General features: G+C 67.7%; 15 protein-coding genes and 1 pseudogene. 7 read left to right on the top strand and 9 right to left on the bottom strand.

The window, feature by feature from the left end; genetic code table 11:
* Window positions 1–50: 50 nt before the first annotated feature.
* The gene (locus GC106_RS20190) at window positions 51–251 is read right to left on the bottom strand and encodes a DUF5708 family protein (RefSeq protein WP_173132858.1); all 201 of its coding nucleotides are present in this window, start codon (window positions 249–251) and stop codon (window positions 51–53) included.
* 127 nt (window positions 252–378) lie between these two features.
* Window positions 379–1,557 (bottom strand): vanadium-dependent haloperoxidase, encoded by a 1,179-nt coding sequence (locus GC106_RS49355; RefSeq protein ID WP_217280718.1) that lies wholly within the window; start codon window positions 1,555–1,557, stop codon window positions 379–381.
* A 445-nt stretch (window positions 1,558–2,002) separates the two neighbouring features.
* Here GC106_RS49355 and GC106_RS20200 point away from each other — a divergent pair, with 445 nt between their 5' ends.
* The 4 genes from GC106_RS20200 to GC106_RS20215 all read left to right on the top strand — a co-directional run bounded on the left by GC106_RS20200 (window position 2,003) and on the right by GC106_RS20215 (window position 5,807).
* Entirely contained in the window at window positions 2,003–2,662 is a 660-nt protein-coding gene (locus tag GC106_RS20200) for a lytic polysaccharide monooxygenase auxiliary activity family 9 protein (RefSeq protein WP_173132861.1), read from the top strand.
* A 70-nt stretch (window positions 2,663–2,732) separates the two neighbouring features.
* Window positions 2,733–2,993 carry a hypothetical protein gene (locus GC106_RS20205; protein WP_173132863.1) on the top strand — a complete coding sequence of 87 codons (261 nt, stop codon included), beginning with the start codon at window positions 2,733–2,735 and terminating at the stop codon, window positions 2,991–2,993.
* Between the two features lie 384 nt (window positions 2,994–3,377).
* The gene (locus GC106_RS20210; RefSeq protein WP_173132865.1) at window positions 3,378–4,349 is read left to right on the top strand and encodes an arabinan endo-1,5-alpha-L-arabinosidase; all 972 of its coding nucleotides are present in this window, start codon (window positions 3,378–3,380) and stop codon (window positions 4,347–4,349) included.
* An 84-nt stretch (window positions 4,350–4,433) separates the two neighbouring features.
* On the top strand, window positions 4,434–5,807 hold the full coding sequence (locus GC106_RS20215) for a glycoside hydrolase family 43 protein (protein WP_173132867.1): 1,374 nt from the start codon (window positions 4,434–4,436) through the stop codon (window positions 5,805–5,807).
* Window positions 5,808–6,021: 214 nt separating this feature from the next.
* Here the strand turns inward: GC106_RS20215 and GC106_RS20220 are convergent, their stop codons facing one another.
* Window positions 6,022–7,317 (bottom strand): NAD(P)-binding domain-containing protein, encoded by a 1,296-nt coding sequence (locus GC106_RS20220; RefSeq protein ID WP_173132869.1) that lies wholly within the window; start codon window positions 7,315–7,317, stop codon window positions 6,022–6,024.
* Between the two features lie 98 nt (window positions 7,318–7,415).
* On the opposite strand from GC106_RS20220, the gene GC106_RS20225 reads away from it, so the two are divergent.
* Complete coding sequence (locus GC106_RS20225) at window positions 7,416–8,249, top strand: helix-turn-helix domain-containing GNAT family N-acetyltransferase (protein ID WP_173132871.1); 834 nt, start codon at window positions 7,416–7,418, stop codon at window positions 8,247–8,249.
* A gap of 70 nt (window positions 8,250–8,319) precedes the next feature.
* On the opposite strand, the gene GC106_RS20230 is transcribed toward GC106_RS20225, so the two are convergent.
* From GC106_RS20230 to GC106_RS20250, 5 genes are all read right to left on the bottom strand, one after another.
* Window positions 8,320–8,730, bottom strand: coding sequence for an arsenate reductase ArsC (locus GC106_RS20230; protein WP_173132873.1), 411 nt, complete (start codon window positions 8,728–8,730; stop codon window positions 8,320–8,322).
* A complete protein-coding gene (locus GC106_RS20235; protein WP_173132875.1) occupies window positions 8,727–9,422 on the bottom strand; it encodes an arsenate reductase/protein-tyrosine-phosphatase family protein in 696 nt (231 codons plus the stop codon). The genes GC106_RS20230 and GC106_RS20235 overlap by 4 nt, the downstream gene beginning before the upstream one ends.
* Window positions 9,423–9,497: 75 nt before the next feature.
* Complete coding sequence (locus GC106_RS20240; RefSeq protein WP_173132878.1) at window positions 9,498–10,715, bottom strand: metal-dependent hydrolase family protein; 1,218 nt, start codon at window positions 10,713–10,715, stop codon at window positions 9,498–9,500.
* Window positions 10,712–11,143, bottom strand: a complete 432-nt coding sequence (locus GC106_RS20245) for a GAF domain-containing protein (protein WP_173132881.1) — start codon at window positions 11,141–11,143, stop codon at window positions 10,712–10,714. The genes GC106_RS20240 and GC106_RS20245 overlap by 4 nt, the downstream gene beginning before the upstream one ends.
* Entirely contained in the window at window positions 11,140–12,534 is a 1,395-nt protein-coding gene (locus GC106_RS20250) for an MFS transporter (RefSeq protein ID WP_173132884.1), read from the bottom strand. The genes GC106_RS20245 and GC106_RS20250 overlap by 4 nt, the downstream gene beginning before the upstream one ends.
* A 173-nt stretch (window positions 12,535–12,707) precedes the next feature.
* Here GC106_RS20250 and GC106_RS20255 point away from each other — a divergent pair, with 173 nt between their 5' ends.
* Together GC106_RS20255 and GC106_RS49735 are read left to right on the top strand one after the other, a co-directional pair.
* Window positions 12,708–13,553 carry a MurR/RpiR family transcriptional regulator gene (locus tag GC106_RS20255; RefSeq protein ID WP_173132963.1) on the top strand — a complete coding sequence of 282 codons (846 nt, stop codon included), beginning with the start codon at window positions 12,708–12,710 and terminating at the stop codon, window positions 13,551–13,553.
* A 185-nt stretch (window positions 13,554–13,738) separates the two neighbouring features.
* Window positions 13,739–14,176 (top strand): annotated as a pseudogene (locus GC106_RS49735) (ATP-binding protein); the annotation flags it as partial.
* A 72-nt stretch (window positions 14,177–14,248) separates the two neighbouring features.
* Here the strand turns inward: GC106_RS49735 and GC106_RS20265 are convergent.
* Window positions 14,249–15,631, bottom strand: a complete 1,383-nt coding sequence (locus GC106_RS20265; protein WP_173132887.1) for an NAD(P)/FAD-dependent oxidoreductase — start codon at window positions 15,629–15,631, stop codon at window positions 14,249–14,251.

The raw sequence follows: 15,631 nt of genomic DNA on the forward strand, positions 1-15,631 counted from the left end.
ACCGGCTCCACAAGGGACAGTTCAGACCGCCAGCCACCCCGGGCTGGCGGTCAACCGCGGGCCGCGTCGTCGGTACGCACGCTCTTGTAGACGCCGTACAAGGTCTCCAGTCCGCCGACGATCATCAGGACCACGCCGATCTTGGACGGCGTGAAGATGAAGATCTCCTCGTCGAGCCCGAACAACCAGAGCCCCAAGCCCACCAGGAAGGTGATCGAACCGGTAATGAGCGTCTTACGGGCTGGGGTCATGAGAGTCCTTCCCACCACGAGGAACTGGCGCACTGAATCGTCACCAGACCCTAGCCGGGTGCGGCCCCGCCTGGCCTCCTTCAGGTGGAGGAGACCCGCCTCCATCCTTCGACCGACCCCGGCCACGTCATCGACGTGGCTGGAAGTAGCGCTTCGTGATGTGCTTGCCGACGGCCTTGCCGAGAGTGGTGCCGTCGACGTCCGCGGAGCGGAAGTGGATGCCCGCCCAGATGCGGGCTTCCACGACCTCCGCGGTGGCCTGCGAGAAGCTCCGGAAGTGCCGGGTGGTGCCGCTGTCGACGCTGAACGCGCTGAAGGAGACCTTGTCCCGGCCGAAGAAGTGGGCGTATGCCGTCATTTGCGCGGCGGTGCGGCAGGTGTGGCCGGAGGGGTAGTCGGGGTTCGGCGGGGTGACCACCAGCGGCGTCCAGGTGGGGTCCGCCGTGGTCGCGGGGTTCCCGTCGGTGCCGGCGGTTCGGATGGCGGTGATCGGCCGCCAGAAGTGCCAGAACTCCTTGTCGTTCGCGCACGCGATCGCGCCGTCCGTGCCGGTGAAGTCGGCCAGCGCGTAGAAGCGTGCGGTCTCCAGCACACTGAGTTTCTGGGTGACGGCGAGGTCGCGTTTCATTCCCCAGCTGACCGAACGGCGGTCGTGCCACCAGAGCGCCGCATCCGTCTGGTCCGCGGTGCGGACCGTGCTCGTCGCCGAACCGACCCGTTTGACCTCGTCGAAATCGCGGGTGTACGCCTGGCTTGTCACCGCCGGTGGCCCTGGGGTACGGAACATCGTCGCGTCCGGAATGGCGAACGGCTTCAGGAAACCGACCCAGGCGCCGGTGTTCTCGAAGCCCGGCGGGGTCGGGCGATACTCACCTGGCTCGGTCCCGACGGTCCAGGGCCGCGGGTCGAACGCGCCGTCGTTCAGCCGTGACTTGATCATCGCGGCGGCGGCCTGTTCGCCGACGCGGACGCCACCGCGCTCCGCCGGGCCGTCCGGGATGCCGGCGAGCCACTCGTCGTACTGCGCGCGAAGTCTTTCCCGCTGTTCCGGGAAAATAGCGTCCAGTACCCGGTAGGCGGCTGTGCCGACAGCGGCGTCCGTCGACTCGCGGCCGCTGGCGCGCGGAGCGACGAGGTACGGCTCATAGGGGGTGCCTGCGATCGCGTTCACCGCGTCGTAGACCGCGCCGCTGACCATGGCGAACCCGCGCCCGGCGATCTGCGGCGGCGCTTGCTGCGCGACGTCCCAGATCGCGGTCTGCGCGTTGATGTCCCAGACGACGACAGCGTTCCGCGACGAGGTCACGTCAGCGGCAGCCGGTGGAACGAGCGTGAGTGGCGCTGTCAGTGCGAGGACCGCTGAAACCGCTACACGGCGAGTTATGACCATCATCAACCCCAGGGCTATCCGTACCGCATCAACACCGCTACGCAACGTAGCGCCATGCGACCCGCAGGCGCAATACCGCGACGGTGGTGCCAGCGCCCAGATGACCGGCCGCACGATCGTCTCAAATAGACGGTCCTTTCCGGACACTTTGCCGGATCCACTGGCGTGGGCGCTTTCCACGAAAGTTTCGCCCGTCCCGACGACCAAGGGGTCACCGGCGCCGCGCCGACGACGTTTCGACGGGATCACGCAATGTGTCATTGAAGTTTCGGTCGGTAGCGTATAACCTTGTGACCGATCTGGGAGCGCTCCCAGATTTTCCCTGCTCATACCTCTCCAGCCGGAGAAGGAGGCCCCACCCATGCGTTTGCGCACCACCTCCGGATCGGTTGCCAGACGGCGCGGAATCCTGGCATTGGTCATCGCCACGTTGGCGAGCCTGTTCGTCTTCACGCCGACGGCGTCGGCCCACGGAACCATCGTCGGCCCCGCCACCCGCGCCTACCAGTGCTGGCAATCGTGGGGCAACAACCACACCAACCCTGCCATGCAACAACAAGATCCCATGTGTTACCAGGCCTTCCAGGCCAACCCCGACACCATGTGGAACTGGATGAGCGCGCTGCGGGACGGTCTCGGCGGAAACTTCCAGGGATCGACCCCTGACGGCACGCTGTGCAGCAACAACCTCTCGCGCAACAACTCGCTCAACAACCCCGGGAAGTGGCGGACCACCAACGTCGGCAGCAACTTCCAGATGCACCTGTACGACCAGGCCAGCCACGGTGCCGACTACTTCCGGGTCTACGTCAGCAAGAACGGGTTCGACCCGACCACCCAGCGACTCGGTTGGGGCAACCTCGACTTCATCATGCAGACAGGACGTTACGCACCGGCCAAGGACATCAAGTTCAACGTCCAGACGTCCGGCTACCGGGGACACCACGTCGTCTTCACCATCTGGCAGGCCTCGCACCTCGACCAGGCCTACATGTGGTGCAGTGACGTGAACTTCGGCTGACCAACCGGCTCTTCCCGGAGCACAACAAGCCCGGCGCCCACTGTGGTGGCGCCGGGCCGCCGGTCGTTTCATGTCCACACGGACCGATCGCCGCTCGATCAAAGGAGATCGGATAGCCGCGCACGGCATCCGCCGGACGGGGAAGGCCGCCCTCGCCCTGATGAGCGTCGCGCTTTCCGTGCCTTCGCTGACTCCTTCCGCCGCCGCGGTCACCGCGCTCAGCACGCGCGGCGCGGACGTCTCGACAGCGCAACGGGCGCTCGATCTCGGCGCGAAGTACCACGACGCCAACGTGCAGAACGCTGCCCGGCAACGGCTGACCCCCTCGTGAGTGTTTATCGGCGTTCTAACCCGGATAAACACTCACGACACGGATGCCTGGGGTGACCAAAGTGGACGAGTCGCGGGCACCTGCCTGACACCGCACCCGCCACGCGATCGATCACTCCTGTCCATAAAGGACATTGCTGGTCGATGCTTTCCCGCCAGAAGCCGAAAGCGACCCACGAGGGGCGACCAGGCTATTGACAAGCCCGGTCGCGAGAGCCACACTCGTTCGAAACATTTCGGTAACCGCGTCACCAGCGAGAACAGCACGTGCGGGACTGCGCCGCACGTTCGCGACCCTGCTCAACCGCACCACAGCTCCGTCCGATCACTGTTCCGCGGAATGTTAACGCTAACATCACTCTCGGAGGCAGCCGAGGAGGCACGAATGACCCCATACCGGCTCGTTGTCACATGCCTGTTGGCGACCGTGCTCGCCAGCAGCGTGACGGGTCAACCCACGGCGGAGGCCGACGCCGCGTATCCCAACCCCGGCCTGGTGACCGGCGACATCAACGTGCACGACCCGACCGTCGTCAAACGATCGACCGGTGGATACCTGGTGGCCCACACCGGAGACAACATCCCCCTCAAGACCTCGACCGACCGCATCGCCTTCCGCAACGCGGGTGTCGTCTTCCCCAACGGCGCACCGTGGACGACCACCTACACCGGCGGCAGCCGCAACCTGTGGGCGCCGGACATCTCCTACCGCAACGGCCAATACTGGCTGTACTACTCGGCTTCCACCTTCGGGTCCAACCGGTCGGCGATCTTCCTGGCGACCAGTCCCAGCGGCGACTCCGGCACCTGGACCGACCGCGGACTGGTGATCGAGTCGCGTACCTCCGACAACTTCAACGCGATCGACCCGAACCTCATCGTGGACGACCAGGGCAGGTGGTGGCTGAGCTTCGGCTCGTTCTGGTCGGGCATCAAGCTGGTCGCGCTCAACTCGTCCACGGGCAAACGGGCCGACAGCACGATCCGCTCCATCGCCGGGCGCAACGGCGGCGCGATCGAGGCGCCCGTCATCGTCAAACGCGGCTCCTACTACTACCAGTACGTCTCCTTCGACTACTGCTGCCGCGGCGCGTCCAGCACCTACCGTGTCATGGTTGGCCGCTCCACCAGCGTGACCGGCCCGTACCACGACCGCAACGGGACGGCGATGACGTCGGGCGGCGGCACCGAGATCCTCGCCGGTCACGGCAGTGTCCACGGCCCAGGCCATCAAGCGGTGATCGCCGACTCCGACAGCGACATCCTCGTCTACCACTACTACGCCAACAACGGCGCGGCCCTGCTCGGCATCAACCTGCTCGCCTATGACTCGGCCGGCTGGCCATACGTCCACTAAGGACCCTACCCTCCTCGTGAGTGTTTATCGGGGTTCTAACCCTGATAAACACTCACGAGGGATTAGCTGGAGGGATTGACCACCATGGCTTTCACTCGCCGATCGTTCGCGCGCGCGGCGCTTGTGTCCACATTGGGCGTCGTGGCCATGCCGCGGATGGCATCGGCAGCATCCAACACCGCGTATCTCATGGCCTACTTCACCGAGTCGCCGAGCTTCACCGGTGCCGACTACGGGCTGCACCTGGCCGTGAGCCGGGATGGTCTCAACTGGACCCCGTTGAACCAGAACAACCCCGTGGTCACCCCGACCGCCGGTGAGATGGGTTTACGTGATCCGTTCGTGTTCCGCAAGCGGGACAACACGTTCGTCGTGCTCGCCACCGACCTCAAAGGCACGGACTTCACCAAGAACAGCCAGTACCTGCACGTCTGGGACTCAACGGATCTCACGTCGTTCACCGGTTACCGGCGCGTCCGCATGCACACGATGAACACCCACACCTGGGCACCAACGGCCTTCTGGGACGCCGCCCGAGGGCAGTACGGCATCGTGTATTCGGCCAACAACGGCCGGGACGTGTTCATGGCCAACTACACCAGCGACTTCCGGAGCGTGAGCGCGCCGCAGGTGTTCTTCAGCCCCAGCTTCGGTGTCCTCGACAGTGACATCGTCGTCGACGGCACGACCACGTACCTGTACTACAAGAACCTGGCCGACGGCCTCACCTACGGCGCCAGGTCCACCACCGGTGCTCCGAACAGTTTCACCACGTACACGAGCGGGCTCAAGCAGGGCAACGCCATGGAGGCGCCTCTGCTGCTCAAAACCAACGAGGGCGGCTGGCGGCTCTGGGCCGACTCGTTCAGCCCGGTCAACGCCGACTACTACGCCTGGAGCTCGTCCAACATCGCGGCCAACTCATGGACGCCACTCAACCAGCGGGACTACACGCCACCGTTGAACGCGAAGCACGGTTCGATGCTCGGAATCACCGACGCGGAGTACAACGCCGTCGTCAACCGCTGGGGCGTGCCGAACTGGGTGCGCCTGAAGTCGTCCAACCTGCCCGACCGGTTCGTCCGGCACGCCGGCTACATCGCCCGGCTCGACGCCTACCCGTTCGATCCGTACCAGGACCAGATGTGGCGGATGGTCGCCGGGCTCGCCGACCCGGCCGGAGTGTCGTTCCAGTCGGTGAACGTGGCCAACCACTACCTACGGCACAGCGGCTACGCCCTCCGGCTGGACCCGGACGACAACACTGCGGCGTTCCGCGCCGACGCGACGTTCCACCGGACCGCGGGCCTGGCCGACTCGGCATGGACGTCGTTCCGCTCCCACAACTTCCCCACCCACTACCTGCGCCACGCCGACTACCTGCTGCGCATCGATCCGATCAGCTCGTCGTCGAGCCTCACCGACCGGCAGGACGCCACCTTCCGCGTCACCCCCTGACCCGGATCGTCTCCACCGAGGAAACGCTGTTCGAGAACGCCCCTGCCAGCGCCGGAAAGCGACCATCCGGTGTCTGCGGCGATCGCCGTGGACAACACCGGGAAGGCGTAGTAGAGCGCAAGCCCCAACTGGTGATCTCGGTGAGGCACAGGACGATCAGCACTTCGGCGGAGCCCGGCACGCTGATGTGCGCCGGGCTCAGCCGAAGTGCTTGTCACCTGGGCGCGCTCAGTTCGAGCGTCACCGCCTCAGCCGGACCGCAGCACCCGCCGCCCGACGCCTCGGCGGGCTCGTCGAAGACCCCGGCACCACCGCACACTCCGGTCTCCGGCAAGGTCAGTTCGACCCGTTCCGCGGACTCACGGTCCCCGGCGATGGCCGCGACGACACTACGGACCTGCTCGTACCCGGTCATCGCGAGGAACGTCGGCGCGCGGCCGTACGCCTTCATGCCCACCAGGTAGAAGTTCGGCTCGGGGTGGCTCAGTTCTTTGACGCCGTGTGGGTAGACCGTGCCGCAGGAGTGCACGTTCGGGTCGATCAGCGGAGCCAGTTCGCGCGGGGCCTGCAACGTGGCGTCCAGTTCGAGGCGCACCTCCGACAGCCACGAGAGGTCCGGCCGGAAACCGGTCAGCACCACCACTTCGTCGACCGGTTCCAGCTTGTGGCCGTCTTGGGAGGTCAGCACGACACCGGACGACGTCTGCTCCACCGACGCGGTACGGAAACCGGTCACGGTCTCGACCTGGCCGTCGCGGGCTGCCTGCTGCGCACGCTGCCCCAAGGCGCCCCGAGCCGGCAGTTGGTCGGCCTCGCCGCCACCGAACACGTTGCCGACCGTGCCACGCCGCAACAGCCATACGACCTTGGTACCGGGCAGCTCTGTCAGCGCGACCAGTGCGGTCAACGCCGAATGCCCGCTGCCCGCCACCGCCACGCGCTTCCCGGCGTACCGGGCTCGCACGTCGGGGTCCGCCAGATCCGGCACCCGGTACGAGAGCGCCGTAGTCGCCTGCTCCCCCACGGCGGGCAGGCCGTCGCCGCCGAGCGGGTTCGGCGACGTCCACGTTCCCGAGGCGTCGATGACCGCTTGGGCTTCGATGCGCTCGTCTCCTGCGTGGACGGTGAACGGCTCGGTGTCACGGCCCGCGTCGACGACACGGTCACGCCCGCGCCTGGTCACGCCGGTCACCCGCGTCCCGAACCGCACCCGCTCGCCCAGCGCCTTGGCCAGCGGCCGCAGGTAGAGCTCGGCCCATTCCCGGCCGGTCGGATACGTCTCGCCGTCCGGCCGCCGCCACCCGGCCGGCTCCAGCAGCCGGGCCGCCGCGGGGTCGACCAGTTCCGACCACCGCGAGAACAGCCGCACATGGTTCCACTGCGCGACAGCCGAACCCGCCACCGGCCCGGCTTCCAGCACCAACGGTTCCAGGCCCCGCTCGATCAGGTGGGCCGCCGCGGCCAGCCCGATCGGTCCGGCACCGACCACCACCACCGGCAACACGCTCACCGGGTCCTCCTTGAATCGAAGCTCATCTATCCAACGGAGGAGAATGTATCGACCGGGATCGATTGACGCAACCATCGATTTGTGTCGATAATTAGGGCATGACGACGCTGGACCGTCCCTTGCTGGCCGAGCAGGAAGCCGCCACCTACGCCGGGTGGTTCTCCTGCCTGGCCGAGCCGACCCGGGTGAAACTGCTGCACACGGTGGCGACCGCGACCGGCGCCATCACGGTCGGCGAGCTCACCCACCTGCTGGGCATCAGCCAGTCCACGTGTTCGCACCACGTCCGCAAACTGGCCGAGGTGGGCTTCGTGCGGGTCCGCAAAGAAGGCACCGCGACGCTGGTTTCGGTCAATCCCTCATGCTGCACAGGGCTACCGCACGCCGCCGACGCGGTGATGGGCATGCTGGCGCCACGGCCTTGCTGTCCCGCCGACGTGCCCCAGGACGTCACCGTCCGGGCCATGGACCCGGCCGACTGGGCAGACGTCCGCCGGATCTACGGCGAGGGCATCGCGACCGGCCACGCCACGTTCGAGACCGGGGTTCCCAGCCGCAAGACCCTGGACGCCGGCTGGCTTCCGGATCACCGCTGGGTCGCCGAGATCGACGGACAGGTCGTGGGCTGGGCGGCGCTCAGCCCGGTGTCCACTCGCGAGTGTTACGCCGGCATCGCCGAGAACTTCGTCTACGTCGGCGAGGACCACCGCGGCCGTGGGATCGGCAAGGCACTGATCCGGCGACAGGTCTGCGCCGCCGACGACGCCGGGCTCTGGACCCTGCAGACCTCGATCTTCCCGGAGAACCGCGCCGCCCTCGCCCTGCACCACCAAGCGGGCTTCCGCACCCTCGGTGTACGCGAACGCATCGCTCAGCACCACGGCGTCTGGCGCGACACCGTCTTCATCGAACGCCGCAACGACACCGTCTGACCAAACCTCGTGAGTGTTTGTCAGGGTTAGAACACGGCTAAACACTCACGAGGTCACCTGGGCGCTTTGGTCAAGCCGGTAGGCCAAGTTCCTGCAGCAAGCCACGGACGCGGCGCTCGATCTCGTCCCGGATGGGGCGCACCTCGGCCGCGCTCAACCCCTTGGGATCGGCCAGGGTCCAGTCGAGGTAGCGCTTGCCGGGGAAGACCGGGCAGGTGTCGCCGCATCCCATGGTGACGACCACGTCGGCGTCCCGGACCGTGTCGTCGGTCCACCGCTTCGGGAACTGCTGGGAGATGTCGATCCCACGCTCGGCCATCGTCTCGACCGCGGCGGGGTTGACCTCGTCGGCCGGCTCTGAACCGCCGGACCAGGCGACGGCGCGGTCACCGGCGAGGTGCTGGAAGAAGCCGAGAGCCATCTGGCTGCGTCCGGCGTTGTGCACACACAGGAACAACACCACGGGTTTGCCGTCGATCATGTTTCACCTTCCGGACGTTGCCGTACGACTGGAGCGAGCCGCTCCACGCGGTTTTCGAGGTCGCGCAAGGCCCGCTCGAACGCGTCACTGGTACCGGTTCGGACCGGGTCCGGCACGGACCAGTGCAGCCGGTCCTCCCCCTGAGGCCCGAGCTCTTCGTGTGCGTTGTCGCACACCGCGATCACCAGATCGTCCGGCTGCAACACTTCGTCGACTCGACTGGTACGCGCACGTGCCAGCGACAGGCCGTGTTGCTTCGCGACACTCGCCGCCAAGGGGTGGACTCCCGCCGCGGGGTCGGTACCCGCCGATGTCGCGGGAACCTCGCTGCGCCGCTTCCACAACGCGGCGGCGAGCTGAGACCGCGCGGAGTTCCTGGTGCACACGAAGAGCACCCGGCCCGTCTCCCGGTGCTCCGCGGACGCGATGACGGCGAGACCTTCGGGCCGGAGCCGGAGATACGTCCGCCGGTGATCACCCTCCGACCGGGACCGCTCGACCAGCCCGGCCTGCTCCAGCAGCTTGATGTGGTGTGCCAGCAGATTGCTCGCCAAGCCCAGTCTGGTCCCGATCTCGCTCGGCGAAGCGTCGCCGAGCAGCAGCAGGTCCACGATCGCCAGCCGCGCGGGCTCCCCCAGCGCCGCATGCACCCGGGCCCGCGCGGCCAACGACGACTTCCACTCAGCCTTCATTGACTCAATGATGAGTGAGGCAATCTTCGGCTGTCAATGTGACGCGCCTGCTACGACTCCACCTGCGACAAGCGGTTACCCGGTGACCACGGTGCCGGACTGGACCACGTGGCGGATGTGTTCCGGGTCGGCGAGGACATCGATGTCCGCGAGCGGGTCGCCGTCGAGGACCAGCAGGTCCGCGTGCGCGCCGGGGGCAAGGGTGCCGATCTCGCCGGACAGCTGGACCAGGTCGGCGGCGACCGTCGTGGCGGACCTGATGATGTCGAGCGGACGCTGGACCTCGGCACGCAACCGGAACTCGTGGTTCTGGTGACGGTGCATCCCGCCGAGAAGGTCCGAGCCGAAGGCGATCCGGACGCCGCCTTGGGCCGCTCGGTCCAGGGCCGCCAGGCCGGCACCGAGGACTTCGTCGACCTTGCGCCAGCTGGACTCGGGCAGCCCGTACTGGATTCCTTCCTCCTTCAGCGCCCAGTACGTGACGAGAGTCGGGACCAGGAACGCATCGTGCCCGAGGAACAGTTCCACGCTGCGGTCGTCGATCAGGTTGCCGTGCTCGATCGACCTGATTCCCAGTTCCAGTGCGCGGTTGACCGCGCGGGCCGTGTAGGCGTGCGCGGCGACATACCTGTTGGCTGCCGTGGCTTCTTCGACTATCGCGCGGAGTTCGTCCGCCGAGTACTGAGTGGAGTCGATCCGGTCGGTGGGTGAGGCGACGCCGCCGGAGGCCATCACCTTGATGTGGTGGGCGCCTTTGCGGAGTTCGTCGCGGGCGGCGGCGCGGACCGCGTCCACGCCGTCGGCGATGCGGCCGAGGCCGGCGCAGCAGGGGTGGTCGTCGTGCCGATGCGTCCCACGGCCGCGGCTGTCGCCGTGACCGCCGGTCTGACTGAGCGCACGGCCACAGAACAGCACACGAGGGCCACGGACCAAGCCTTCGGCTTGGGCTTGCGCGAGGCCGTAGTCCGCACCTGAGGCGTCGCGGACGGTGGTGAAGCCGCGGTCGAGCATGCGGCTCATGATGCCGAAGCTGTGTGCGGCCACATAGGACGGTGATTGGGCCGCGAGTGACCCCAGGTCGGCGGTCGACGCGGTGACGTGGACATGGGCGTCGATCAGACCGGGTATCACCACCGCCCCGCGGACGTCCACAGTGGGCACGTCCGGTGCCGTGAGGCCCTTGCCGGTTTCCGCGATCCGGCCGTCGGCGCACAGCAGATCGCCTTCGGCGTACTCGCCCGACGCCGGGTCGAGCAGCAGGGCGTTGCGCAGCAGCAGCGACCCTTGTTTCACCGTGCACCTCCAGCACGCAGCGCTGGCACTGCCAGCGAGGCCAAGGACGTCACCTTGGCGACGGATGTCTCGTCGTAACTGCCCTCGGCGTCGAGGATGTTCAACACGCCCAGCGTCTGTCCATTGTCGACGACGGGCACGTTGATGACCGCGCCGCAGCCGAGTTCGGCGATCAGCTCGTGGTCGGCGAAGATCGCGCGCACCGCCTCGCGGTCGGGGCCCAGATAGGGCCGCTGGGCCTTGATGCACCCTTCCAGCCAGCCGCCGTCGACCTCGACGGTCTTCTCACCACCGACCGGGTACCGGCTGGGATGGCTGCTGTGCACGCGCCGCAGCGCCTGGCGTTCCGGAATCCATGCCAGCACCGTGAACAGCTTCACGCCGACGGCTTCCCGGACCTTTTGTTCTACTGTGGACAGTGAAGTCACTTCGACATCTCCTCCGCGGTCGATGCCTGGGCACCGCGTTCGGTCAGTTCTTCCAGCGAGCGTCCGGCCGTGGACAGGCCGAACACGATCACGCAGAGCACGCCCGCGCCCAGCACGGCCGTGGTGAGGCCGAAGACGCCGCCGAAGCCCAGGCTTGCGGCCGACAGGCCGATGATCGTCGGCGCCAGGATGCTGCCGACCCGGCCGAACGCGCTCGACAACCCGGTTCCGGTGGCACGGATCCACGTCGGGAACACCTCTGGCGTGTACGAGTAGACACCCGCATAGGTCCCGTTGAGGAAGAACGACAACACCGCGCCCGCCACGGTGATCGCCCAGGGCGCGTCCATCTGGCTGAGCCAGAACGCGCTGACCGCCGAGCCGGCCAGGTAGAGCGCGATGGTGTGCTTGCGGTCCAGCCGTTCGGACAGCCAGGCCGCCGAGAAGTAACCGGGGATCTGGGCCAGGTAGATGATGATCGAGAACTCGAAGCTCTTGGTGACCGTGATCCCCCGCTCGACCAGCAGGGTCGGGATCCACGAGAAGAAGCCGTAGTACGAGAAGGTGATCACGAACCAGACCGTCCAGATCACCGCGGTCCGGCGGGCCATCGCGCGGCTCCAGAGGAACCTCAGCGCGGTGACGAGGTTGACCTTCGGTGTCTCGGTGACCGGCTGGATCGCGGCCTGCGCGGCCACCGGGGGCAACGACCGGCCGGTCGCCTTCTCGACGTCACGTTCGATCTTGCCGACCACCTGCTCGGCTTCCTCGTACCGGCCCTGTGCCAGCAGGAAACGCGGTGACTCCGGCAGGGATCGCCGCCACCACAGCAGCATCACGATCGGCACCGCGGTGAGCATCTGCGCGATCCGCCAGCCCTCCGGCGATGCGGACACGACGAACCGGCCGATCAGCGCGGCGGCGACGAAGCCGAACGAGAAGAACCCGGCGAGCGCGCCGATGAACCAGCCACGCCGTTTCGCCGGGACGAACTCCGACAGGAACGGGGCGATGATCGCGCTCTCGGCGCCCGCACCGGCACCCGCGAGGACCCGTGCGCCGAGGAAGACCTCGTAGTTGGGCGCGAACGCCGCGACGACCGAGAACACGGCGTAGAACGCGAGCGCGTACATCATGACCTTCTTGCGGCCGATGCGGTCGCCGAGCAGGCCGGCCGCGATCGCGCCGAAGAGGAAGCCGAACGGGGTCGCCGAGCCGATCAGGCCGAGCTGGCCGTTGCTCAGCCCCCAGACCTCCCGCACGCTGGGCAGCAGGAAGGCCACCACGGCCGAGTCCATGCCGTCGAAGGTGTAGCCGAGCCCACCGATCAGCAACAGCTTGTAGTGCGGCCGGCTCAGCGGAAGCCGGTCGAGTCGTGCCAGGAGCGTCATGCCGCGTCCTCCGTCGTCCCCTGTCGAGTGCGCGAAACATATACTGCATCTACTCTGATCTGCAATGTTCGTTGCATACTCTTACCGTGCGTTACGGTGACGCCGTGGAGGACGAGGCCGACGTGCCCGAAGTGGAATCCGACGACGGCCTGGAGAGCTGGTTGCGTCGCCGGATGCCCGAACGCGGGCTGCGGCCCCGGTCGTCGGCGGTGCTCGAGCTGCTGATCTCGCAGCCGCGGCGGGCGTCGTTCGGCTCCACCGGCGAAATCGCCCAGCTCGCCGGCGTCAACGTCGCCACGGTGACCAGGACCGCCCAGGCGCTGGGCTTCGCAGGCTGGCCCGCGCTGCAACAGGAGTTGCGGGCGCGGTACCTCTCGTCACTGAGCGCTCCCCAGGTGGCCGAGGAGCACACCAGCACCGGCTCGGCCGCCGCGGATTCGGTCCGCCGCGACTTCGACAGTCTGGCCCTGCTCAAGAGCCGATTCGACGAAGCCGGGATCACCCTGGTCGCCACCGCCGTCGCCACCGCCCGCCGGACCGTCGTGATCGCCGACGGCAGCTACGCGGCCGTCGGCATCGCGTTCGCCCACAATGCCCGGCTCGCCGGCTATGACGTGCACGCGGTCACCGGCGGCGACGCCGAACTGGCCAACCAGACCGCGAAGATGACGGCGGACGACGTGCTCATCGCCATCAGTTTCTGGCGTCTCTACGCGAGCACCGTGCTTGCCGCCAACGAGGCCCACGACCGTGGCGCCCGTGTGTTCGCCATCACCGACGCCGCCAGCCCTGCCCTGGCGGGCGCGGCCGAGCACGTCCTGATGGTCCCCGCTGAGGGCGTCGCGTTCTTCCCGTCGCTGACTGCGGGCGTCGCCTTGGTCCAGGCGATCGTCGCCCAACTGGCCGCTGTCGACCCGGACCGCACCAGCAAGTCGATCGAGGCCGCCGAGGCGATGTGGACGCGCTTCGATCTGTTGCAGCGGCGCCCCGGCCTGACCACGCGCAAAAACCAGCCCTGACCGGCTCCGCGGTCACCGGTGCCGGCACGGGCCCGGTCAGCGATGTGGCGGACGTCTCGGTCACCGGGTTGTCCTCGTCAGACCGTGCCTCCGCGCCCACAGGTTAGGGCGAGTTTCGCTGGGTATCTCCCCTGTGGAGCGGAGGTGACCAGATGCTGATGGCCGACGACCACGGAGCCGCACCCATGTCCACCCGTCTGCACGTGTGGGCCGGCACACTGCCCTGGTTCGCCGCCGAGGTCGTGTCCCGTTCGGACATCACCCGGCCACACGTGTACGCCGAGCTCGACGCGACGCCGGGCCAGCTCAAGGCGGCGCGGTCCGCGATCACCGACTGGGCTCGCCGGATCGGCTTACCGGTCACGCAGGAGCAGGACATCGTCCTGGCCACCGAAGAAGCGATCAGCAACGCCGTGGAGCACGCCTACTCCGGCACGCGGGGAACGTTGACACTCTTCGCCGCCTGGGCCGACATGGCCGAGTCGATCCGCGTCATCGTGTCCGACCAAGGCGTGTGGCGGCCGCCGCCGGTCGACCGCGGTTTCCGCGGCCGCGGCCTGGCGATGATGGAGCGCCTGGCGGAAGTGTTCCGGCTGACGCACACACCGAGCGGCACCACGGTGATGATGGGATGGTCCCGGCCTGAGACACGAACTCGTCAGCCGCGCGAACGACGCGGTGGTACTTCCTGGCGTTCAGTCATGGCAGGAGGCGAGTTCGGCTGCGGTCAACGTCGGTTCGGTCAGCGGTGGCCGGCGTGGGCCACGGAGCGTGGAAAGGATCACCGCCGGGTTCATCAGTGTGGTCATCGGCTCGGACAGGGTGAACGCGTTCAGCAGCGCCGCCGTGACCTGTGGCTCACTGGTGGCAGTCCGGCTGAGGCGATCGAAGAACCGTTGCGGCAACCGCCGGGCGAGGGACTGCTGTTTGCCTGCTACCCCTGGGTAGCGCATGTCTTGGTTGATCGCCATGGTCCAGGCCGTGTTCACCACCCGCCCGATCGCCCGCTGCACCTGCCTGCTCATCCCCGGCGCCAGGCCGCGCTGCCATAGCTGTCTGTGCAGCGCGGCGGCGCTGTGGGCGGCGATCGACATGCCGTGTCCGTACACCGGGTTGAAGGTCGCGACGGCGTCACCGAGCACCACGATGCCGTCGGGCCACGAGGACAGGCGTTCGAAGTACGTACGCCGGTTCTTCGTGCTGTGCGACAAGTGGATCGGGCTCAACGGCCGCGCCTGGGCGATGAGGTCACCGACGAGGGGATGGCGTACCGACCGCGCGAACTCCACGAACCCCTCCTCGTCGGCCGTTGGCCCTGCCCCACGCATGCCGGAGATCGTGACGAGCCACCTGCCCTGCTCGATCGGCAGCAGCGACGCGGTCTGCGCAGGGTGCGGGTCCGTCGGGCTGGCCTGGATGTTGACCAACGGGAACCGGTCCACCGTGCCCGCCGGGGCTTGGAACACCCTCGTCGCATAGGTGACCCCAGGGTCCACGGTCTCCTCGCGAATGTCGGGAAGACCCAGAGCGCGCAGCCACTTCCCCGCCTTGGAGCCCCGTCCGGTGGTGTCCACGACGATGTCGGCGTCGAGACGGGTCGTCCGGCGAGTCGTCCGGTCCTCGACGATCGCGGCCGTCACCTTGGCCGCGTCACCGTGCAACCCCACGACTTCAGTGTTCTCGCGAACGGAGATCCGGTCGTTGGCCAGTGCCTGATCCCGCACGACCCAGTCGAGCAAATCCCGGCTGCAGCAGATCATGAACTGCACCTCCGGGAACCGGCGCATCCACCCGTGGGCGGAGAACGCGACCACATCGCTGGGCAGGCCGATGCGCCGCGCGCCCGAGCCGATCAGGCGGTCAATGGTTCCCGGCAGGATGCGATCGATCATCCGGGCGCCGCCGGACTGGAGCAGGTGCGCGTGCCGTGCCTGCGGCACACCGGTTCGTGGCCGTGGACCGTCGGGCAGATGGTCCCGGTCCACGACGGTGACCGCGTCCACGTGGCGTGCCAGAACCGATGCCGTGAGCATTCCGGCAAGGCCACCACCGAGAACGACGCCATGTGTCGATGCCAT

The sequence above is a fragment of the Kibdelosporangium persicum genome, assembly GCF_013280595.1.
GTDB classification, from domain to species: Bacteria; Actinomycetota; Actinomycetes; order Mycobacteriales; family Pseudonocardiaceae; genus Kibdelosporangium; species Kibdelosporangium persicum.